This is a genomic window from Amycolatopsis sp. NPDC004747, assembly GCF_053601335.1.
The window spans coordinates 75,136-96,216 of sequence record NZ_JBSGBQ010000011.1; the positions used below are offsets into that span (position 1 = coordinate 75,136).

19 protein-coding genes are annotated in these 21,081 nt (G+C 71.7%); 6 read left to right on the forward strand and 13 right to left on the reverse strand.

Features of this window, described 5'->3' with window-relative positions:
* Window positions 1–98 precede the first annotated feature (98 nt).
* Together ACWEGE_RS19385 and pdxR are read right to left on the reverse strand one after the other, a co-directional pair.
* Window positions 99–545 (reverse strand): hypothetical protein, encoded by a 447-nt coding sequence (locus ACWEGE_RS19385; protein WP_449661828.1) that lies wholly within the window; start codon window positions 543–545, stop codon window positions 99–101.
* Window positions 542–1,957: a MocR-like pyridoxine biosynthesis transcription factor PdxR gene (gene pdxR, locus ACWEGE_RS19390; protein ID WP_449661829.1), complete on the reverse strand. Its 1,416-nt coding sequence runs from the start codon at window positions 1,955–1,957 to the stop codon at window positions 542–544. Before pdxR ends, ACWEGE_RS19385 begins: the two co-directional genes overlap by 4 nt.
* Before the next feature lie 83 nt (window positions 1,958–2,040).
* Between pdxR and ACWEGE_RS19395 the strand changes: the two genes are divergently transcribed.
* On the forward strand, window positions 2,041–2,613 hold the full coding sequence (locus ACWEGE_RS19395; protein ID WP_449661830.1) for a TIGR03086 family metal-binding protein: 573 nt from the start codon (window positions 2,041–2,043) through the stop codon (window positions 2,611–2,613).
* Here ACWEGE_RS19395 and ACWEGE_RS19400 read toward each other — a convergent pair.
* Entirely contained in the window at window positions 2,606–3,583 is a 978-nt protein-coding gene (locus ACWEGE_RS19400) for a neutral zinc metallopeptidase (protein WP_449661831.1), read from the reverse strand. The two genes, ACWEGE_RS19395 and ACWEGE_RS19400, sit on opposite strands and share 8 nt — an antisense overlap.
* Window positions 3,584–3,695: 112 nt before the next feature.
* On the opposite strand from ACWEGE_RS19400, the gene ACWEGE_RS19405 reads away from it, so the two are divergent.
* A complete protein-coding gene (locus ACWEGE_RS19405) occupies window positions 3,696–5,771 on the forward strand; it encodes a prolyl oligopeptidase family serine peptidase (RefSeq protein WP_449661832.1) in 2,076 nt (691 codons plus the stop codon).
* Here the strand turns inward: ACWEGE_RS19405 and ACWEGE_RS19410 are convergent.
* Together ACWEGE_RS19410 and ACWEGE_RS19415 are read right to left on the reverse strand one after the other, a co-directional pair.
* Window positions 5,761–6,075 carry a DMT family transporter gene (locus ACWEGE_RS19410; protein WP_449661833.1) on the reverse strand — a complete coding sequence of 105 codons (315 nt, stop codon included), beginning with the start codon at window positions 6,073–6,075 and terminating at the stop codon, window positions 5,761–5,763. The genes ACWEGE_RS19405 and ACWEGE_RS19410 overlap by 11 nt on opposite strands.
* Entirely contained in the window at window positions 6,075–6,686 is a 612-nt protein-coding gene (locus tag ACWEGE_RS19415) for an FMN-dependent NADH-azoreductase (RefSeq protein WP_449661834.1), read from the reverse strand. Before ACWEGE_RS19415 ends, ACWEGE_RS19410 begins: the two co-directional genes overlap by 1 nt.
* Before the next feature lie 77 nt (window positions 6,687–6,763).
* On the opposite strand from ACWEGE_RS19415, the gene ACWEGE_RS19420 reads away from it, so the two are divergent.
* Window positions 6,764–7,309, forward strand: coding sequence for a TetR/AcrR family transcriptional regulator (locus tag ACWEGE_RS19420; RefSeq protein ID WP_449661835.1), 546 nt, complete (start codon window positions 6,764–6,766; stop codon window positions 7,307–7,309).
* On the opposite strand, the gene ACWEGE_RS19425 is transcribed toward ACWEGE_RS19420, so the two are convergent.
* Both ACWEGE_RS19425 and ACWEGE_RS19430 read right to left on the reverse strand, forming a co-directional pair.
* The gene (locus tag ACWEGE_RS19425) at window positions 7,306–8,046 is read right to left on the reverse strand and encodes a ferritin-like domain-containing protein (protein WP_449661836.1); all 741 of its coding nucleotides are present in this window, start codon (window positions 8,044–8,046) and stop codon (window positions 7,306–7,308) included. The genes ACWEGE_RS19420 and ACWEGE_RS19425 overlap by 4 nt on opposite strands.
* A gap of 113 nt (window positions 8,047–8,159) precedes the next feature.
* Complete coding sequence (locus ACWEGE_RS19430) at window positions 8,160–8,855, reverse strand: TetR/AcrR family transcriptional regulator C-terminal domain-containing protein (protein WP_449661837.1); 696 nt, start codon at window positions 8,853–8,855, stop codon at window positions 8,160–8,162.
* Window positions 8,856–8,949: 94 nt separating this feature from the next.
* Between ACWEGE_RS19430 and ACWEGE_RS19435 the strand changes: the two genes are divergently transcribed.
* Window positions 8,950–10,488 carry an FAD-dependent monooxygenase gene (locus tag ACWEGE_RS19435; RefSeq protein ID WP_449661838.1) on the forward strand — a complete coding sequence of 513 codons (1,539 nt, stop codon included), beginning with the start codon at window positions 8,950–8,952 and terminating at the stop codon, window positions 10,486–10,488.
* A gap of 50 nt (window positions 10,489–10,538) precedes the next feature.
* Here the strand turns inward: ACWEGE_RS19435 and ACWEGE_RS19440 are convergent, their stop codons facing one another.
* The 3 genes from ACWEGE_RS19440 to ACWEGE_RS19450 all read right to left on the reverse strand — a co-directional run bounded on the left by ACWEGE_RS19440 (window position 10,539) and on the right by ACWEGE_RS19450 (window position 15,605).
* Window positions 10,539–14,330 (reverse strand): vitamin B12-dependent ribonucleotide reductase, encoded by a 3,792-nt coding sequence (locus ACWEGE_RS19440; RefSeq protein WP_449661839.1) that lies wholly within the window; start codon window positions 14,328–14,330, stop codon window positions 10,539–10,541.
* A gap of 30 nt (window positions 14,331–14,360) precedes the next feature.
* Window positions 14,361–14,855 carry a transcriptional regulator NrdR gene (gene nrdR / locus ACWEGE_RS19445; protein ID WP_449661840.1) on the reverse strand — a complete coding sequence of 165 codons (495 nt, stop codon included), beginning with the start codon at window positions 14,853–14,855 and terminating at the stop codon, window positions 14,361–14,363.
* A 276-nt stretch (window positions 14,856–15,131) separates the two neighbouring features.
* On the reverse strand, window positions 15,132–15,605 hold the full coding sequence (locus ACWEGE_RS19450) for a LysM peptidoglycan-binding domain-containing protein (RefSeq protein WP_449661841.1): 474 nt from the start codon (window positions 15,603–15,605) through the stop codon (window positions 15,132–15,134).
* A gap of 360 nt (window positions 15,606–15,965) precedes the next feature.
* On the opposite strand from ACWEGE_RS19450, the gene lexA reads away from it, so the two are divergent.
* Window positions 15,966–16,625: a transcriptional repressor LexA gene (gene lexA, locus ACWEGE_RS19455; protein WP_167384977.1), complete on the forward strand. Its 660-nt coding sequence runs from the start codon at window positions 15,966–15,968 to the stop codon at window positions 16,623–16,625.
* 72 nt (window positions 16,626–16,697) lie between these two features.
* On the opposite strand, the gene ACWEGE_RS19460 is transcribed toward lexA, so the two are convergent.
* The 3 genes from ACWEGE_RS19460 to ACWEGE_RS19470 are packed head-to-tail and all read right to left on the reverse strand — an operon-like array spanning window position 16,698 to window position 19,762.
* Window positions 16,698–17,714 (reverse strand): hypothetical protein, encoded by a 1,017-nt coding sequence (locus ACWEGE_RS19460; RefSeq protein WP_449662020.1) that lies wholly within the window; start codon window positions 17,712–17,714, stop codon window positions 16,698–16,700.
* Window positions 17,715–17,767: 53 nt separating this feature from the next.
* Window positions 17,768–19,216: a GTPase HflX gene (gene hflX / locus ACWEGE_RS19465; protein ID WP_449661842.1), complete on the reverse strand. Its 1,449-nt coding sequence runs from the start codon at window positions 19,214–19,216 to the stop codon at window positions 17,768–17,770.
* 42 nt (window positions 19,217–19,258) lie between these two features.
* The gene (locus ACWEGE_RS19470) at window positions 19,259–19,762 is read right to left on the reverse strand and encodes an ArsR/SmtB family transcription factor (RefSeq protein WP_449661843.1); all 504 of its coding nucleotides are present in this window, start codon (window positions 19,760–19,762) and stop codon (window positions 19,259–19,261) included.
* 63 nt (window positions 19,763–19,825) lie between these two features.
* Here ACWEGE_RS19470 and ACWEGE_RS19475 point away from each other — a divergent pair, with 63 nt between their 5' ends.
* Entirely contained in the window at window positions 19,826–21,079 is a 1,254-nt protein-coding gene (locus ACWEGE_RS19475) for an MFS transporter (RefSeq protein WP_449661844.1), read from the forward strand.
* The last annotated feature ends 2 nt before the right edge of the window (window positions 21,080–21,081 follow it).

The window sequence follows — 21,081 nt, forward strand, 5'->3', positions numbered from 1 at the left end:
ATCCTTCCCGTCGGTGAGCTGGATCACCACAGGTTAGGGCCCGTCGGCGCCCCGCGAAAGTCCGGCAAACGGGGCGTCTTCGTGGTATTGGTACCGATTCAGCCGAGCCGTTCGGCCAGGCCGTCGAGGGCCAGCCGGATCCCGGCCGCGTAGTCGTCGTCGGCGAGGGCGTCCAGGCGGGCGCGGGCCAGGGCCAGCTGCTCGCGGGCCGCGGGGAGGTCGCCGAGCTTGCGGTAGTCCTCGCCCAGGTTCAGGTGCAGCGACGGGTAGAACCCGCGCACGGCCAGGGACGCGTGGTACTCCCGGGCCCGCGAGTCGGTCAGCGAATCCGCCGCGGCCAGTGCCCGCAGGTCCCACTCGAGTTCCTCGGCCGGGTCGTCGCAGACGTCGGCCATGTGGTGGGCCAGCGCGACGCGGTGCAGCGGGTCGCCGTCTTCGCCGATCGACGTCCACAGCCGGGCGAAGGTCGCGTACGCGCCGGCGCGGTCGCCGCCGACGTGCTGCCGCAGCCCGGCGTCGATCGCCACCATCACGTCGTCGGTCATGCCGCTCCTTCGTCCGCCAGCGCCCGCAGCCGGGCCAGTCCGGGCTCGATCCGCCCGGCCGCGACCGCACCGTAACCGAACACGAGCCCGGGCCGCCGCTCCCCCACCCCGAAGTCCCCCAAGGAGTACAGCCGTACGCCACGGCGGCGGGCGGCGCGGACCAGCCCGCCGCAGTCCGCCGCGGCGAGGGCGCTGAGGTGCAGGCCTGCCGTCGACGGCAGCGGCGTCAGGAAGTCCGCGAAGTCCCGGGCGAGCACCGCGGAGACGAGCTCGTGCCGTTCGCGGTAGACCTTCCGCATCCGCCGGACGTGCCGGGCGAAGCCGCCTTCGGCCATGAACGCCGCCAGCGCCGCCTGCTCGACGTTCGGCGCGTGCCAGTCGGCGAGGTAACGGGCCTTGACCAACGCGGGCACCAGCGACGGCGGCGCGATGAGGAACCCCAGCCGCAGCGCCGGCGAGAGCACCTTCGAGAACGAGCCGACGTACACGACCCGGCCGCGGGAATCCAGGCTGTGCAACGGTTCCAGGGGCCGCCCGGTGTAGCGGAACTCGGTGTCGTAGTCGTCCTCGACGAGCACCGCGTCGTTCCGCTCGGCCCAGTCGAGCAGTTCCAGCCGCCGCTCCAGCGACATCGACAGGCCGAGCGGGTACTGGTGCGACGGCGTCACGTACACCAGCCGCGTGCCCGCCGGGATGGCCCCGACGACGATCCCGGACGCGTCCACCGGCACCGGCGCGACCCGCACCCCGCGCGCGCCGAGCACCAGCCGCGGCGGCGGGTACCCCGGGTCCTCGACGGCGGCGAGGTCACCGGCCCGCAGGAGCACCCGCGCGACGAGGTCGGTCGTCTGCTGGGCACCGGCGGTGACGACGACCTGCGCCGCACCGGCTCGGACGTCTCGGGACAGGCCCACGTGCCGGGCGATTTCCCCGCGCAGTTCGGCGTGGCCCTGCGGGTCGCCGTAGGTCATCAGGTCGGCCTGGCCGGCGCGCAGCCGCTGGGTGATCAGCCGCCGCCAGGTGTCGAACGGGAACAGCGAGAGGTCGGGGACGCCCGGCCGGAAGTCGAACTCCGGTGCCGGGGCGAAGGGCGCGGGCGGCGGCGGGACGGCGTCCCACTCCGGCAGCGGCCGCACGCCGGAGCCGTCCGGGACCGGCGAAGGGCGCTCCGCCGCCGAAGCCGTGACGAACGTGCCCGCGCCGACGCGCCCGGCGAGGAACCCCTCGGCGGTGAGCCGGTCGTAGGCCGCGCTGACCGTGGTCCGGGAGACCGCCAGCCGCTGCGCGAGCTCGCGGGTCGGCGGCAGCGCCTCGCCGGGCCGGATCTCCCCGGCCAGGATCGCCGCGCGGAGCTGCCGGTAGATCGCGTCGCGGTGACCGCGGGTCCCGGTCAGGTCGATGTGGATCTCCACCGGCACCAGTCTAGATTGGCCCACGAAGGTTACAGCGGTTTTGGCACTGTTCGTGGTCCGCTTCCCCGCCTAGCGTGGCCGGCATGGATCTCCGCGAACTCGACCGCCGCACCCTGCTCCTGCTCGACGAGCTCGTCGCCGGCGTGACACCGGCCGACCTCGCCCGCCCCACCCCGTGCGACGGCTGGACGCTCGCCGATCTGCTCCGGCACCAGGTCAGCGAGAACCACGCCTTCGCGACGGCGGCCCGGGAAGGCTCGGCGCCGGACTGGGACGCCGGTTCCCTCGGCGAAGACGCCTACGCCGCGTACCGGGCGTCCGTCGAAGACTTCCTCGACGCCTTCGACGGCGATGCCGTGCTGGAGCGGCAGCTGACCATCAACCACTTCGGCACCTTCCCCGGCGCGATCGCCGCGCACATGCACCTGGTCGACACGGTCGCGCACGGCTGGGACCTGGCCCGCGCGCTCGACCTGCCCTACGAGCCGGACGCCGAAGCCGTGTACACCGCCACGAAGCTGGCCGAGCGGATCCCGGACGAGGGCCGCGAGAAGAACGGCTCGTTCGCCCGCAGCGTCGAGGTGCCCGCCGGCGCGAGCGGGCTCGACCGGTTCCTCGCCCTCCTCGGCCGCGACCCCGCCTGGACGCTCAGCTGACCTCGCCGGCCGGGGCGCTCCACGTGTCGCACGCCTTGGTGGTCTTGCCGTCGTAGCCCGCCTTGGCCCAGGACAGCTGGTGCTCGCGCGAGCCGTGGGTGTCGCTGTTGTTGGCCCGGCCGTAGTCGGCGACCGCGGCGTTCGCCAGCGACCGGCTGATCGAGCCCGAACCGGCGACGGCCGTCAGGAACAGCGCGCCGAAGCAGTTCGCCTGCAGCTCGATCCGGCGCACGACCTCCTTGTCGGCCGCGGTGGTCTCGTCCGGCGAGGTCATCTTGTCCGACGCCGCGGACAGGATGCCGCTCTCGCGCTGCACGTGGTGGCCGTATTCGTGGGCGAGCGTCGCGATGTGCCGGGCCTTGTTGAGCCCGGCGTCCGACAGCATCCAGTCCGTCGGGGCGTAGATCGTCTTGTCGCCGCCGCAGTAGTAGGCGACGGCCTCGTTCTCCGTCGGCGCCGCGCCGCACGAGCTGTGCTCGGGCAGCGTCACCGACACGGTGACGGTCATCGTCGGCTCGTTCGCCTTCTCCAGCGCCGGGCGCCACGACTGTTCCAGGCAGCTGACGAGCGCCTGGTAGTAGGCCTTGAGCTGGTCGGCCGCCCGGCCGAGGTCGGGCAGGGTGCAGGTGGCGGGCCCGGGGCTGATGCCCTCGCCGAGCAACGGGTTGCGGGCCAGCTCGGGCACCGCCTTCGGCGTCTTGCCGGTGCCGCCGTACGCCCGGCCGGTGTCGGCGCCCTCCGCGGCGAACGCGCGGCCGTCCACCCGGCGCGGGATGGTGGCGGCGATCAGGGAGATGGCCACCACGACGATCAGGACGCCGGTGACGGCGCCCCAGAGCCGGCTGGGCGGTGCCGCGATCGGGACCGGCGGGGCCGCGGCCCAGCCGGGCCCCCACGGGTTCGGCTCCGGCGCCCAGGCGGGTTCCGGTGGCCGGGGCGTCCCCGGCCACGACGGTTCGGCGTCGCTCAAGTTCTCCCCCTGCTCGGTGGCACCAGCATACGGACACCCCGGGAGGCAGGGATCACGAAACGAAAACGCCATCCGGTAGCCGCCGGGGCGCCGACCAGGCGAGACTGTCGGCATGAGTGTCGAGGATCCTTACCTGTGGCTGGAAGACGTGACCGGCGACGACGCGCTCGGCTGGGTGCGCGCCCGCAACGACGAGACGCTGGCCGAGCTGACCACCGGCGCGCGGTTCGCCGAGCTGCGTGACCAGCTGCGCGAAGTGCTCGACGCCGACGACCGGATCCCGTACGTGCGCCGCCGGGGCGAGTTCCTCTACAACTTCTGGCAGGACGCGAGCCACCCCCGCGGCCTGTGGCGGCGGACGACGCTGGAGTCCTACCGGCAGGCCGAGCCCGAGTGGGAGCTGCTGCTCGACGTCGACGCGCTGGCCGAGGCCGAGGGCGAGAACTGGGTCTGGCAGGGCGCGACCGTGCTGCGGCCGGCCTACCGGCGCGGCCTGGTCGAGCTGTCCCGCGGCGGCGCCGACGCCACGGTCGTGCGCGAGTTCGACCTCGACGCGCACGAGTTCGTCGAAGACGGCTTCACCCTCCCGGAGGCGAAGACCCGCATCGGCTGGATCGACGAAGACCGCGTCTACGTCGGCACGGACTTCGGCCCGGGGTCGCTGACCAGCTCCGGGTACCCGCGGCTGGCCAAGGAGTGGCGCCGCGGCACCCCGATCGAAGAGGCCGTCACGGTCTTCGAAGGCAAGCCCGACGACGTCTCGATCGGCGCGTCGCACGACCCGACCGAAGGCTTCGAGCGCGACTTCGTCAGCCGCGCGATCGACTTCTACCGCTCGGAACTGCACCTGAAGACGCCGGACGGGCTGGTCAAGATCGACGTCCCGGACGACGCGAGCGCGTCCGTGCACCGCGAATGGCTGCTGGTGCGGCCGCGGACGGCGTGGACCATCGGCGGCACCGAACACCCGGCCGGTTCCCTGATCGCCATCGGCTTCGACGCCTTCCTGGCCGGCGACCGGGACTTCACCACGCTGTTCACGCCGGACGAGCACACCTCGCTGAGCTACTGGGCCTGGACGCGCCACCACCTGCTGCTGGGCACGCTGCGGGACGTCCGCACCGAGCTGCGCACGCTGACGCCCGGCCCCGGCGCCTGGACCGACGAGCCCCTGGCCGGCGGGCCGGAGTTCGGCAGCGCGGACATCTTCGACACCGACCCCGACGTCAGCGACGAGTACCTGATCAACTCCAGCGGCTTCCTCCAGCCGTCGACGCTCAGCTACGGGCACGTCGGCGAACCCGAGTCTTTGCGGGGGTCCGGGTGGCAGAGCCCCCGGCCCGGGGCGGAGCCCCGGAATGACACTGTCGAAGTGCTGAAGCAGGCTCCGGCGTTCTTCGACGCTTCGGGCATGAGCGTCGCGCAGTACTTCGCGACGTCGGAGGACGGCACGAAGATCCCGTACTTCGTCGTCCGGCCGTCCGGCGCCGAAGGCGGCCCGGCACTGCTGACCGGCTACGGCGGCTTCGAGGTCTCGCTGACGCCGTCCTACAGCGGGATGATCGGCCGCGGCTGGCTCGCGCGCGGCGGCACGTACGTCGTCGCGAACATCCGCGGCGGCGGCGAGTACGGGCCCGGCTGGCACACCCAGGCCATCAAGGCCGAGCGCCACCGCGTGTACGAGGACTTCGCCGCGGTGGCCGCGGACCTGGTGGCGCGCGGGATCACCACGCCGGCGAAGCTCGGCATCCAGGGCGGCAGCAACGGCGGGCTGCTGATGGGCGTCATGCTCACGCGCTACCCGGACCGGTTCGGCGCGATCGTCAGCCAGGTGCCGCTGCTGGACATGCGCCGCTACCACCTGCTGCTGGCCGGCGCGTCCTGGATGGCCGAGTACGGCGACCCGGACGACGCCGCGGAATGGGACTTCATCTCGAAGTACTCGCCGTACCAGAACGTCCACAGTGGACGCACCTATCCGCCGTCGCTGTTCGTGACCTCGACGCGCGACGACCGCGTGCACCCCGCCCACGCCCGCAAGATGGTGGCGCGGATGCGTGAGCAGGGGCACGACGTCCGGTATCACGAGAACATCGAAGGCGGCCACGGCGCCGCGGCCGACAACGAGCAGCTGGCGTTCAAGTGGGCACTGGTGTTCGAGTTCCTGTGGGAGCAGCTCACGAAGTGACCCGCGCGAGCACCACGCCGCCGACGATCAGGGCCAGCGCGGCCACCCGGCCGACGCTCATCGGGTCCTTGTTCACGACGACGCCGAGCACGATCGCGCCGACGGCACCGATCCCGGTGAACACCGCGTAGGCGGTGCCCACCGGAACGGTGTCCATCGCGCGCGAGAGCAGGTAGACCGCGGCGGCGCCGAGCACGAAGCACAGGAGCGTCGGCCAGGGTTTCGTGAAGTTCTCCGTCGGCTTGATGCTCTGCGACCAGGCGATTTCGACGAGCCCGGCGAAGACGAGCGTCACCCAGCCCATCAGAACGCCGCCCGGGCCGCTTCGAGCGACGTTCTGCGCTCGCCGTCACGGGCAGCGAGGTGCGGGTCGACCAGTGCGTTGGTCAGCTCGGCGTGCACGAACCGGACGTCGTCGACGTCGTAGTGCCCGGCGATGAAGTCCCGCAGGTAGCGCTCGTGGTGGTCGAAGGGGGCTCGCGGTGTCCCCTCCGCGTACGTGCCACCCCGGGCGCCCGCGATGACGAACTTCTTGCCTCGCAGGGACATCTTCGGGAACGTCACCTGGTCGATCCACGCTTTCAGGGCGGCCGGGATCGAGAAGTTGTACATCGGCGCGCCGATGAGCACGACGTCGGCGGCGAGCAGCTCGGCCAGGAGCGGTTCGACGACCGCCCAGGCCTTCTTCTGCTCCGGTGTCCCGACGACGTCGGCGTAGTGCGCGGGGTCGGTGAGCTTCGCGGCGAGCAGGGCGTCGCAGATTTCGGTCCACGCTTCGCCGATCACCGGGACCGGGTCGGCGGCGAGGTCGCGGTAGGTCCGGGTGCCCGTCCAGCCGGCGGCGTAGCGGGCGGAGAGCTCACGCGAGAACGACGAGCGGCGGGCGCTGGAGTCGAGGTGCAGCAGGTGGGGCACGATTCCTCCTCAAGTGGACGCGGTGTCCACTTGAGCTAACTGGACGCCTCGTCCGGATATTCCCTAGGCTGGCGCCCATGCCCGAACGTGCCGACGCGGCCCGCAACCGCGCGAAGATCCTCGCGGCGGCCGAGGAGCTCTTCACCGCCCGTGGCGCGGCCGAGGTGACGATGGAGGACATCGCCCGGGCCGCCGGCGTCGGCCGCGGAACGCTGTACCGCCGCTACCCGGACCGCGCGGCGATCGCCGTGGCGCTGCTGGACGAGCACGAACGCCGTCTGCAGGAGACGCTGCTGCGCGGCGACCCGCCGCTGGGCCCGGGCGCACCGCCGGCGGAGCGGCTGGCCGCGTTCTACGAGGCGATGGTGGACCTGCTGGCGCGGCACGCGCCCCTGGTGCTGGGCGCCGAGGTGGGCCATTCCCGCTTCACGACGGGCGCGTACGGGTTCTGGCGCACGCACGTCCGGGTGCTGGCGGAGGCCGCGGGCGCACCGGACCCCGACGTCCTGGCCGACGTGCTGCTGGCCCCGCTGGCGCCGGAGCTGTTCCTGCACCAGACGTCGCGGGGCGTGTCTCCCGAGCGCATCACCGCGACGTTGCGGCAGCTGGCCGGCCTGCTTTAGAAGAGCCCGCGCGGCCTGGCGCGCTTCGGGACGTACGGCGGCCGGGGCCGCTCGCCGCGGATCCTCGCGAGCGCGGCCTCGAAGGCCGTGAGCACGTCGGCGACGAAGACGAGCCGCCCGACGCCGAGCTGCTTCAGGGCCGGGCCGTGGTCCGCGGCGACCGTGACCGCGACCCCGAGCAGAAGCATCCGCCACGCGCCGAACACCGCCGCCCGGGCGGGCTTGCCCAGGTCGCGGAAGCCGATTTCGAGCCGGTGGCAGTGGAACGGCACGTGCCGCTCCTCGTCGGCGAGGATCCGCGCGGCGACCTGCGCGAGCAGCGGGTCGCCGGTGCCGTCCCGCAGGGCGCGGTAGTACCGCAGCGCGACGACCTCCGCGATGAGCAGCACCATGAGTTCCAGCCGCAGCCCGAGCGCCCGCCGCAGCTTGACGAACACGGTGTCCGACCAGTGTCCGGCGATGGTGCCCACCCCGGCGGCACGCAGGAGTTCGGCGAGCAGCCGGGCGTGGTTCTGCTCCTCGGCGACGAAGAGCTCCACGGCGGCGAGGTAGGTGCCGTCACCGGCGGCTTTCGCGATGAGGTTGGCACCGTCGCCGGCTTCGCCGACCTGGAACCGCTGGATGCTCTTGGCGACGTCGGGGTGCAGGCGTGCTCCGCGCTCCCACGGTGGATCTTCGCGGTGCCCGCGGCGTTCGGCTTCGGCCTCGAAATCCTGGAGCCATTGTGCGTACGTCATCGGTTCGATGATGCCGCGTGCTTGTGGACCGGATGTGCGGTTTCCGTGGAGATCCGGTGCGGCCCACGGCGGCACGATAGGTGCCGAACGGCATCGGCGACCACCGAAATGCTTCAGCAGGCCCGGGCCGCGACGCCGTCCAGGACGCAGTTCAGGCCGAACTCGAACACCCGTTCCGCGCTCCACTCTTCACCCTCGACCACCCGGCGGGTGAACTGCGGGTACTGCCCGCTCTCGATGACGTCGCGGATGTACGGGCCCACGCTCGCCTGCCACTGCTCCTTCGTCAGGCCGGAGCGGCGCTGGGCCTGCAGCTCCGCCAGTTCCTGCGCGACCGTGCCGAAGACGTACGCCAGCACCGTGTCCACCACCCCCGCCGCCAAGGTGATGTCGGCGGTCAGCCCGGCCGCTGCGGCCAGCGCGGCTTCGTGGCGACGCAGCGAGTTCGTTCCCAGTGCCGGACGGCCCGGGAGCTCGCCGCTCAGCCAGGGGTGCCGCAGCAGCGTCAGCCGGACCTGGTGGGCGACGCTCGCCAGGTCCGCTCGCCAGTCGCCGGTGACTTCGGTGTGCTCGGCGCCCTTCACCTCGTCGATCATCAGGTCCAGCAGCTCGTCGCGGCTCGCCACGTAGCGGTAGAGCGATGCCGTGCCCGAGCCGAGGTCCGTCGCCACCCGGCGCATCGAGACCGCGGGAAGGCCTTCGGCGTCGGCGATCGCGATCGCCGTGCGCACGATCTGCTCGACCCCCGGAGCCTGGCGCCGCGGGCTGCGCCGCTCCTTGGCCCACACCAGCGCAGGCTCGTCGGCCATCGTCGTTCTCCCGTCGTCCGTTGCGAACATCGTACCCGAGTGGCTACGGTGTATCCGTAGCGAGTACACCGTAGCCACAACTGGGGGTTCCAGCATGATTCCGGTCCTCATCGCCGGCGGGGGCACCGTCGGCCTGTCCACCGCCCTCTTCCTCGCCCACCACGGCGTCCCCGCCCTCGTCGTGGAACGGGCGGCCGGCCCGTCCCCGCACCCGCGCGCCACCGGCTTGGGCTTCCGCACCATGGAGTTCTTCCGCCAGGCCGGCATCCACGGCGACGTCGAGGCCGTCGCCGTCCGGGCGTCCGCCACGCTCGGCAAGATCTCCGCGCCGACCCTGGCCACCGCGGACCTGCCGGACACCCCGCCCGCCGTGCCGAACAGCCCGAACCTCACGGCGAGCGAGCTCAGCCCCGGCGTGCTGCGCGGCACCTGCCCGCAGGACCGGCTCGACGCGGTGCTGCTGAGCGCGGCCCGGGAGCGCGGGGCCACGGTCGCGTACTCGACCACGCTCGTCTCGGCGCAGCAGGACGGCTCCGGCGTCACCGCGGTGCTCGACGGGCCGGACGGCCGGCGAACCGTGCGCGCGAGCTACCTGGTCGCGGCCGACGGCGGCCGCAGCGAAGTGCGCGCCGCACTCGGCATCGGCACGACCGGACCGGGCGCGCTCGGCCGGCCCCTGCTCAACATCCTCTTCCGCGCCGACCTCACGCCGTACACGAAGGGCCACCACTTCGCGAACTGCACGATCACCACGCCCGAGTCACCCGGGATGCTGGTGACCGTCGACGGCGAAAAGGACTGGATCTTCCACACCGAACTCGGCGACGAGCCGGCGGAGGCGTTCTCCCCGGACCGCTGCCGCGCGCTGATCCGCGCCGCCGTCGGCGACCCGGACCTGGCGGTGGAGGTGCTGAGCGCGCTGCCGTGGCGGGTACGGGGACTGCTGGCCGACGAGTTCTGCGCCGGCCGCGTGTTCCTGGCCGGGGACGCGGCGCACGCGGTACCGCCGCTCGGCGCGTTCGGCGCGAACACCGGCATCGCCGACGCGCACAACCTGGCGTGGAAGCTGGCCGCGGTCCTCGACGGCTCGGCCGGCCCGGCGCTGCTGGACACCTACGAAGCCGAACGCCGTCCGGTGGCGGCACTCGCGCTCGAACAGGCGTTGCTGCGGCTCGAAGATCCCCGCCTGCACTGGGAACAGGGGCCGGCGGCGGCCACCGCTCGCGCCGCGGCGGGCGTGGTCAACGCCCCGATCGTCCACCTCGGCTTCCGCTACGCCTCGGCGGCGGTGCTCGGCGCGCAGACCGCGCTGCCGTCCACGGAGGACGTCGTCCTGGACGGGACACCCGGCTCCCGCGTGCCGCACGCGTGGCTGGGCGACGATTTGTCCACTTTGGACCTGGTCGGCAGGCGGCTCACGCTGCTCGCCGGCCCGTCGGGACGGGCGTGGCTCGAGGCGGCGCAGGGGCTCGACGTCGACGCCCACGTCGTCGAGGACGAAGCCTGGCTTCGCGCCACCGGGATCGCCAAGGGCGGTGCCGTCCTGGTGCGCCCGGACCACTTCGTCGCCTGGCGGAGCACCGAGCCGTCCGGCGACCTCGGCGGTGTCGTGGCGCAGATCCTGGCCCGCTGAAACACCGCGGCCGAACCGGGTGGGCGACACCCGGTTCGGCCGCGGATCCGTCAGCTACAACCCGAAGTCGCGCCGCAGCCTTCACAGGCGTAGCACGAGCCTGCCGGGCGCATCTTCGTTCCGCACGTCATGCACAGCGGGGCGTCCGCCGCCTTGCCGAGGCGGAGCTCCATCAGCTCCGTCGTCGTCTGGGCTTCGCGGTGGGGGTGCTCCGGCTCCTCCGCGTGCGGCTCCGGCGAGGCGTCCACTGTGGACTGCAGGGCCTCCAGGTCCACGCCCGGGTTGCCGTACGTGGCCTCGACCTCCGCCGAGCGCTCGTCCGCCGAGAGGATGCCCAGCTGCGAGCGCTTCTCGTACGGCAGGTAGTCCAGGGCCAGGCGGCGGAACAGGTAGTCCATCACGCTCGTCGCGATGCGGATGTCCGGGTCGTCCGTCATGCCCGCCGGCTCGAAGCGCAGGTTGGAGAACTTCGAGACGTAGAACTCGAGCGGGATGCCGTGCTGGAGGCCGACCGAAATGGACATCGAGAACGCGTCCATCACGCCCGCCAGCGTCGAACCCTGCTTGCCGAGCTTGACGAAGATCTCGCCGAGGCCGTCGTCCGGGTACGAGCCCGCCGTCAGGTAGCCCTCCGCGCCGCCGACGGTGAACGACACCGTCTGGCTCGGACGCTTCTTCGGCAGGCGCTTGCGGACCGGGCGGTACTCGACGACCTTCTCCGGCTCGGCGGCGGCGGTCTCCGAAGTCTTCTTCGCCGTCGACAGCGGCTGGCCGACCTTGCAGTTGTCGCGGTAGATCGCGAGGGCCTTCAGGCCGAGCTTCCAGCCCTGGAAGTAGATCTCCTCGACCTCTTCGACCGTCGCCGACTCCGGCATGTTGACCGTCTTGGAGATGGCGCCCGACAGGAACGGCTGCACCGCGGCCATCATCCGGACGTGCCCCATCGGCGCGATCGAGCGCTCGCCGACCGCGCAGTCGAACACCTCGTAATGTTCGGGACGCAGCCCCGGCGCGTCGACGACGTGGCCGTTCTGCGCCACGTACTCGACGATCGCCTCGACCTGCTCGTCCTGGTAGCCGAGCGCGGTCAGCGCGCGCGGCACCGTCTGGTTGACGATCTGCATCGAGCCGCCGCCGACGAGCTTCTTGAACTTCACCAGCGAGAAGTCCGGCTCGATGCCGGTGGTGTCGCAGTCCATCATGAAGCCGATGGTGCCGGTGGGCGCGAGCACCGACGCCTGCGCGTTGCGCCAGCCGTGCTTCGCGCCGATCTCGATGCCCTTCTGCCACTCCTCGGTCGCCAGCGCGCGGACCGCGGCGTCGTTCGAGTGGTAGGTGCGGACGAGCTCGTTCGCCGCCGCGTGCTTGCGCATCACGCGCTGGTGCGCCTCGGCGTTGCGCGCGTAACCCTCGTACGCGCCGACGACCTGGGCCATCTCCGCCGAACGCCGGTACGACACGCCCGTCATCAGCGACGTGATCGCCGCCGCGAGCGCGCGGCCGCCGTCGGAGTCGTACGCGTGGCCGAGCGCCATCAGCAGCGCGCCCAGGTTCGCGTAGCCGATGCCGAGCTGGCGGAACTTGCGCGTGGTGTCGGCGATCGGCTCGGTCGGGAAGTCGGCGAAGCAGATCGAGACGTCCATCGCCGTGATGACGAACTCGACGGCGCGCGCGAACAGCGGCGCGTCGAAGGTGCCCTCGGGCGTGACGAACTTCAGCAGGTTCAGCGAGGCGAGGTTGCAGCTGGAGTTGTCGAGGTGCATGTACTCGCTGCACGGGTTCGACGCGGTGATCCGGCCCGACTCCGGGCAGGTGTGCCAGTCGTTGATCGTGCCGTCGTACTGGATGCCGGGGTCGGCGCACTCCCACGCGGCCTGGGCCATAGTGCGGAACAGCTTCTTCGCGTCGGTGCGGTCGATGACCTCGCCGGTGAGCCGGGCGCGCAGGCCGAAGTCGGTGCCGTTCTCCACCGCCTGCATGAACTCGTCGGACACGCGGACCGAGTTGTTCGCGTTCTGGTACTGCACCGAGGAGATGTCCGCGCCGGAGAGGTCCATGTCGAACCCGGCGTCGCGGAGGACCTTGATCTTCTCCTCTTCGCGCGCCTTGGTCTGGATGAACTCCTCGATGTCCGGGTGGTCGACGTCGAGCACGACCATCTTCGCCGCGCGCCGGGTGGCGCCGCCGGACTTGATGGTGCCGGCGGACGCGTCGGCGCCGCGCATGAACGAAACCGGGCCGGACGCGGTGCCGCCGGAGGTCAGCAGCTCCTTGGAGGAGCGGATGCGGGAGAGGTTCAGGCCGGCGCCGGAGCCGCCCTTGAAGATCAGGCCCTCTTCGCGGTACCAGTTGAGGATCGACTCCATCGTGTCGTCGACCGCGAGGATGAAACAGTTGTGGACGCGAAGGTTCCCGGACAGGTACTCGCCGGACTCGGTCTGGATGTCGTAGACCGGCATCTCGCCGCGGCTTTCGATCGCGGCGATCTCCAGCCGCTTCGTCTCGTGGGCGGCCAGGCCGGGCTTTTCGAACGAAGCCTCCAGCTTGGCGGTCTTCACGGGATCGATGAAACCGATCTCGTCCGCGAAGATCCGCCGGTCGCCGGCGTTCTGGATCCGGATGCCCCAGAGGTCGTGCCGATCAGGCCGGCTCTCCTTCTTGCGGCCTACGCGAGCGAAGATGCCGAACCGCGCCAAGAGCTGCTGGACACCGCGGATCAGCTCTTCGCCGATCATGTCCACGGCGACCAAGGTGGACCGTTCGCGCGCGGAGACGTAGCCCTCGGCCTGGAAGATGCTCCGCAGATAGGCGGCCACGACCGGAAGCGGGGCCGTGTACAGGCGGTCCGGCACCTCCATGTCGGTACCGTGAGCGCGCAGCCCCCAGGCGTCGACGAAGTTCTCGAGAGCTGAGCCGTAGAGCCGGGTCCGGTGGCCGCCCGGGGAAACTCGGTCGAGCCCGTCACGAACCCAGCCCAGTTGAGCGTCGTGAACGGTCATCGCTTCAACGGTGAGCGAGCCCGCGAGCGCGGCTTCGGCGATGTCGGCTTCCCGGATCTCTTCCTCGCCGAACGCGCTGCGGCGGTGCCATTCGAGCTGGTCACCGACGTGCAGCTCGCCGGCGGGCACGAACTTCCCGCCGCCCGCGCTCGCGCGCCACACCAGGTGGTCGGCCGTGACGTCGAGGACGTGGCCCGACTTCGTCGTGATGCGCAGGACCTCCTTGACCCCGTTCGCTTTAGTGGCCACGACCTTGGTCAGCCCGTGCGCGTCGTAGACCTTGGCACCCACGGCGTTCAGCTCGACGAAGCGGCCGATCGGCACGGCACCACCGGGAGTGCTCACCAGGGCGTCGTACGGCTGGCACGCGCTGACCTGCTGCTTCGACGGCGTGCCGACGTTGAACCAGACCGGGGAGTTGAAGCTGAAGACCTGGTGCAGCAGCATCCAGGTGAGTTCGTGCTCGAAGATCTCGAGGTCCTGCGGCGTGGCGAAGTAGCCGAAGTCGCGGGCGGCCTTGACGTAGGTGTGCACCACCCGGTCGATGAGCTGCTTGAGGCTGCGCTCGCGCTGCGGGCTGCCGACGGCGCCGCGGAAGTACTTGCTGGTGACGATGTTGGTGGCGTTGACCGACCAGAACTCGGGGAACTCCACGCCGCGCTGCTCGAAGTTGACCGAGCCGTCGCGCCAGTTCGTCATGACGACGTCCCGCTGCTCCCAGGTCACCTGGTCGTACGGGTGCTGCCCCTCGGTCGTGAAGACGCGCCGGACGCTCAGCCCGCCGGCGGCCTTGCCCTTCTTGCCGGTGGCCGCGCGGGCCCCCGTTCCCACGGTTTCCGTCATCGGTTGAACCCTCTCCCGCAGCGGGACGGCTCAGTCGCCGTCTTCGCGCTGATCGCTCTCCTTCTGGGCAGCAGCACCCGCCATGGCCTCACGGAGGTCGGCGATCTCCTTCTCGAAGTCCTCGACCGAGGAGAAGGAGCGGTAGACACTGGCGAACCGGAGGTAGGCGACCCCGTCGAGCTCACGCAGCGGGCCCAGGATGGCCAGGCCGACCTCGTGACTCGGGATCTCCGCCAGCCCGGCGGAGCGGATCGACTCTTCCACGCGCTGCGCGAGCTGCTGCAGCGCGTCGTCGTCGACCGGCCTGCCCTGGCAGGCGCGGCGGACGCCGCTCACCACCTTGTCCCGGCTGAACTGTTCGGTGACCCCGGACCGCTTGACGACGGCGAGCACCATCGTCTCCGACGTCGTGAACCGCCGTCCGCACGACGCGCACGAGCGCCGCCTGCGGATCGCCTGGCCTTCATCCACCTCTCGGGAGTCGACGACCCGAGAGTCCGCATGCCGGCAGAACGGGCACCTCATCCGCCAGTCACCTTCCCCTCCGCGCCGGCCGCCCGCGGTCGACGTCCGGCGACCACCATGCACCCCTGCACCTGGTGATCGTTTTGTGGACATCCGGTGGGTAAAAGCCGACCAGCTGTGGACAACTGCTGCCCAGTCTACCCCAACCTGTGGACCAACTACAGCGGTGTAACTACTACATATAGCGGCGAAGGGTAGGACTCGAGCGGGGCGCGCGCAAGCGGCGCGCCGGGCCGGTTCCTCGCCCGGGTGAGTGCGGTTGACGGCCGCGCCGGGTCAGGGTGCGGGAACGGCGGCCGGGTCGGCGACCGGGACCGTGAGCGGCAGCCCCGGCACCAGAACGGCCCCGTCCAGGCGGTTCAGCTCCTTGATCCGGGCGACAACCGCGCCAGGCTCACTGTCCGGCGCGAATCGGGCGGCCAGCGAAGAGAGCGTGTCGCCCTGGCCGACGGACACCGTCGCCGTCCCCTCGGGCACCGGGGCACCGGACGACCCGCTCCCCAGAAAACCCAAACCGGTGATCATCAGGCAGCTCGCCACGGCCAGCGCCGCCAGCCACGGCCAGCGCACCGGCACCCGCCGCGGCGCCGCACAGGGTGCGCCGGCCGGGCGGCGGCCCGCCACGACCCGCGCGCGCGTCGGCGGGCGGTGCACCTCGCCGCGGCGCCCGCGCAGCACGCGCACGGGACGGAGGGGCGCCGGGACCGGGGTCGCCGGGCGAACGTGTCCGCGTTCGGCCAGAATGGACATCCGAACCTCCTCGAAACCCTGTGTCCGACCGCTTCACGGGCCGGGAGCGGCCCGTGGATCAAGGTCGAACAGGCGTTCTATCGAACGCCCGTGCGAAGGTCTACCACCTGCCACCGACAAAATCGAGCGGACACGGCGTGTCGATCGAACAGATGTTTGAAATCGTCGTGCCCGGGGGCTAACGTCGGTGACCAGGGCATCTGCCGGGCAGATGCCGCCGGCGAGCCTGCCCGCAACCCCGCGGACGGCGGCCGGCGCGCAGATACGTGCAGCGAACGTCTGGGAGGCGACGCAGTGGCGAAGGAGAACAAGGCGGGCAGGACCAGTGGGTCCCCCGGCGGCTCGGGCAAGGTGCACGCCATGCCCGAGGTGTACGACGTGGACGAGACCCTCACCGTCCGCCAGCAGCAGGTGCTCGACGTGATCCGCACGTGGGTGAGCCGGTTCGGCTACCCGCCGAGCGTCCGCGAGATCGGCGAGGCGGTCGGGTTGACGTCGACGTCGTCGGTCTCGCACCAGCTGCGCGCGCTGCAGCGCAAGGGCTACCTGCGCCGGGACGCGAACCGCCCGCGCGCGGTCGGCGTGCTCGCGGCGACCGACGACAACCCCATGGGCATCGAGATGGACCAGCAGCCGGTCATGCCGAAGGCGGCGTACGTGCCGCTGGTCGGCCGGATCGCCGCCGGCGGCCCGGTGCTGGCCGAGCAGGCGATCGAGGACGTGTTCCCGCTGCCGCGGGAGATCGTCGGCGAGGGCGAGCTGTTCCTGCTGAAGGTCACCGGCGACTCGATGGTCGACGCGGCCATCACCGACGGCGACTGGGTCGTGGTCCGCCAGCAACCGGACGCGGACAACGGCGAGATCGTCGCGGCGATGATCGACGGCGAGGCCACGGTCAAGACGTTCAAGCGCAAGGGCGGCCACATCTGGCTGATGCCGCACAACGAGGCGTACGAGCCGATCCCCGGCGACGACGCCACGGTGCTCGGCAAGGTCGTCGCGGTCCTGCGGCGCCTCTAGGAGGTCCCGGGCTTTCGCACGGCCCGGGAGAACCACCTGATCGGATGATCTTCGGCCGTGGGGAGCCGAAGGTCAGCGGCGGGTGCGGCGACGCAGCTTGCTGAAGCCGAACCAGCCGAGGCCGACCACCGCGAGCGTGATCCCGGCGGCGGGCAGGACGGGGAGCCCGGCCCCGTCCCCCGAGCCGGACGACGCGCCCGCGCCGGTCGAGGTCGTTCCCTCCGCCGGTGCGCCGGACTGCGCGGCCAGTGCCGCCGCGCCCCGCACCGTGCGGAGGGGCTCGCCCACGCCTTCGCTGCCCGAAACCAGCGTCCCGTCGGGGTCGAACGCGATCGCCTCGCCCTGCTTCTCCCCCGGCAGCGGGATCCGCACCGGGTTGCGCTGCAGCGCCGCCAGGACGTCACCATCCGGAGCCGCGTACAGGTACGCGTCCGTGTACGTCCGCAACGCGATCACTTTGCCGTCCGCCGTCGAAGCGCCGCCCGTCACCAGGACCGAACCGATCGAGCCCACCGGGCCGCCCTGGGTGTCCGTCGTGGCGATCTTCACCGTGCCGACCTTCTCCAGGTTGGTCGGGCCCGGGCTCGCCATCGGCCCCGAAGGCCGGTACACGCGGGCTTCGCCGAGGATGTCCTTGGTGATCAGGTACGGCGTGCCCGCCTTGTCCATGATCAGCGCTTCGGTGTCGTGCTGACCGTCGGGGTAGGTGAGCCGGTGCAGCGTGAGCTTGCCCTCGGGGCTCAGCTCGAGCAGGGCGACCGTCAGCCGCCCCTTCTGGTTGTCGCCGGTGTCCGACAGCCACAGCCGGCCGTCGGGGGTGCGGGCCAGGTCCTCGACGTCGAACGGGTCGGTCTTGTCGGTGAGGACCTTCTGCACCTTGCAGTCCCGGCCGAGCACGAACACCTGGACCTTGCTGCCGCCGTCGTTGATCGCGTACAGCTTGTCGCCGACGGAGACCAGGCCGGACAGCTCGCCGATCCGGGAGTCCTTCATGGTGCACAACGGCTCCGGGGCCGGAGCGGCCGAAGCCGGCCCGGGACTGCCGAGCACCCCCACGAACACCGCCGCGACCGCGACCACCCAGCGCACCCAGCCACCTCCGTAGTGTGCGTTCCCCACGGAACGCACACTACGGAGACGTGTCAGGCCCTGGTCGAGTTGGTCTCGTACTCGCGCAAAGCCGCCGCGAGGTCCGGGCGGACCCGGACCAGCAGGCGCGTGCCCTCCTCGGCGTGCTCCTCTTCGAGGACCTCGCCGTCCGCGTGGGCCCGCGCGACCAGCTCGCCGCGCGAGTAGGGCACGAGGACCTCGACCGTGACCTCCGGCCGCGGCAGGCGGTCGGCGATCACCTCGACGAGCTCCGCGATGCCCGCCCCGGTCCGGGCCGAGACCTGGACCGAGCCCGCCAGCGCGTGCCGCAGCCGGGCCAGGCTGACCTCGTCGGACGCGTCGGTCTTGTTGATCACCAGCAGCTCCGGCGGGAGCGGCTCCTTGCGCTTGCGGGTGATCTCGCCGAGCACCTCGCGCACGGCGCTGACCTGCTCTTCGGGTGCCGGGTCGGACCCGTCCACCACGTGCAGCAGCAGGTCCGCGTCGGCGGCCTCCTCCAGCGTCGAACGGAACGCGTCCACCAGCTGGTGCGGCAGGTGCCGCACGAACCCGACGGTGTCGGTCAGCGTGAAGCCGCGGCCGTCCGGCGTCTGCGCGCGCCGGGTGGTCGGGTCGAGGGTGGCGAACAGCGCGTCCTCCACCAGCACCCCGGCCCCGGTCAGCGCGTTGAGCAGGCTCGACTTGCCGGCGTTGGTGTAGCCGACGATCGCCACGCTGGGCACCTCGTTGGCCAGCCGCCGCCCGCGCTTGGTCTCGCGGATGGTGTCCATGGCCGCGATCTCCCGGCGCAGCTTCGCCACGCGCTTGTTGATCCGCCGCCGGTCGGTCTCGAGCTTGGTCTCACCGGGACCGCGCAGGCCCACGCCGCCGTTCGCGCCGCCGGCCCGGCCACCGGCCTGCCGGGACAGCGACGCACCCCACCCGCGCAGCCGCGGGATCAGGTACTGCAGCTGGGCCAGCTCGACCTGCGCCTTGCCCTCCTTGGACCGGGCGTGCTGGGCGAAGATGTCGAGGATCAGGGCGGTCCGGTCGATCACCTTGACCTTGACCTTCTCCTCGAGCTGCCGCAGCTGGCCCGGCGAGAGCTCGCCGTCACAGATCACCGTGTCGGCGCCGGTCGAGCCGACGATGTCCCGCAGCTCCCGCACCTTGCCCGAGCCGATGTAGGTGGCCGGGTCGGGCTTGGTCCGCCGCTGGATGAGGCCTTCGAGGACCTCCGAGCCCGCCGTCTCGGCCAGGCGCGCCAGCTCGGCCAGCGACGCCTCGGACTGCAGGGCCGTGCCCTCGGTCCACACGCCGACCAGCACGACACGCTCGAGCCGCAGTTGCCGGTACTCGACCTCGGTGACGTCGTCCAGCTCCGTGGACAGACCCCTGACCCGGCGCAGCGACGCCCGGTCTTCGAGCTCCATTTCGCCTGTCGACGGGTCGCCGTCGTACAGGTCGTCGTCGTGGTCTTCGGTGTGTGTCAGTTCTGTCATCGTGCCTCCATGTTCCCACGACTCGCCGCGGGAACCGAACTTTTACGTGCTGGGATAGGTGGCGAGGTAGATCGCGGTGCGCTCGGCGCCGGGACGGACCGGGCGCGCGCGGAACTCCTCGAGCAGGGCGTTGAGCCGCGAATCGAGCTCCGCCCGCTCCTCGGGGGCCACCTGGACGACCAGGCGCGACTGGTGCACGCCCTCGAATCCGGTTTCGGCGATCTCGGCCAGATAGGCCTCGAGAACCGCCTGTTCCACGTCCTTGTCACCGCATGAGTCGAGTGTCCACGAAAGCCCCGTCGAAAGATACGGAATTTCCTTGGCGCCCCGGGCCCCGCGGCGCGGCGGCTGCGCGGCCAGGAAGCCGGTCTCGACGAGCTTGCGCACGTGGTGCAGCGTCGTCGCCGGGTCGCGGCCCAGCCGCTGGGCGAGCTCCTTGTTCGTCAGCGCCTCCGAGAAGGTCAACCGGATGATGCGCAGCCGTATTCCGGAGGCCAGCGCGGCGGCCTCGGCTTCGGTCGCGGGGCGTCGTTTCCCATCAGGCACGCGTACAGCCTAGAGCGAACAGTGATTGACACTTTCCAATCACTCACGCCAGACTCGGGAGCCATGCACAGGGGGTCGCTTTTCCGCCACGCGGACTTCAGACGGCTGTGGGCAGGCGACACGGCGAGCCAGTTCGGCACGAGCGTCGGGTACACCGCCATCCCGCTGCTCGCGGCGGTGACGCTGGCCGCGACGCCGTTCGAGATGGGCCTGCTCACCGCGGCCCAGACGCTCGCGTTCCTGCTGATCGGCCTGCCCGCCGGGGTGTGGGTGGACCGGCTGCGGCGGCGCCAGGTCATGCTCGTCGCCGACTTCGTCCGCTTCGCGCTCCTGGCGAGCGTGCCGCTCGCCTGGTGGGCGGGGGTGCTGACGCTCGCCCAGCTGATGGTGGTCGTGCTGCTCGTGGGCGTGGCGACGGTCTTCTTCGACGTCGCCTACCAGTCGTACCTGCCCTCGCTCGTGGGCCGGGAGCGCCTGCTGGAGGGCAACGCGAAGCTGCAGGCCGTCCAGTCGGTCGCGGGGGTCGCCGGGCCGAGCGGGGCGGGCGTGCTGGTCCAGCTGGTGAGCGCGGCGAACACCGTGCTGGTCACCGCGCTGGGCTATCTGGCGTCGGCGCTGTGCCTGCTGCGGATCCGCGCCGTCGAACCCGGCCCGGAACGGACCGGGCACACGCGGCTGCTGCCGCAGATCGCCGAAGGTCTGCGGTTCGTCTTCTCCGACAAGCCGTTGCGCGCGAGCGTGGCCTGCACGGCGACCGGGAACCTCTTCAACGGCGCCTTCACCGCGGTCGAGGTGCTGTTCCTGACTCGCACCGTCGGGCTGCCGCCCTGGGCGGTCGGCGTGCTGCTGGCCGCCGGCAGCGCCGGAGGGATCCTCGGCGCGATCTGCTCGGGGGCACTCACGCGGCGGATCGGCCACGCTCGGTCGATCTGGCTGGTTCCGCTGCTGACCTGGCCGACGCACCTGCTGGTCCCGCTCGCCGAGCCGGACTGGCGGCTCGGGCCTGCCGGGTTCGGGCTGGTCGTCACCGGGTTCGGCATCATCGTCTACAACGTCGCCTCCGTGTCCTACCGGCAGGCGATCTGCCCGGACCGGCTGCTCGGCCGGATGAACGCGAGCGCGCGGTTCGTCGTCTGGGGCACGATTCCGATCGGGGGACTGCTGGGCGGCGCGCTCGGCGAAGGGCTCGGGCTGCGCGGCGCGATGTGGGTGGCGGTGGCCGGGGAAGCCGCCGCCGTGCTGTGGGTGGTCTGCTCGCCGTTGCGGCACATGCGCGACCTGCCGACCGAAGCGAAAAGCGGTTCCGGCGCCGCCTAGAG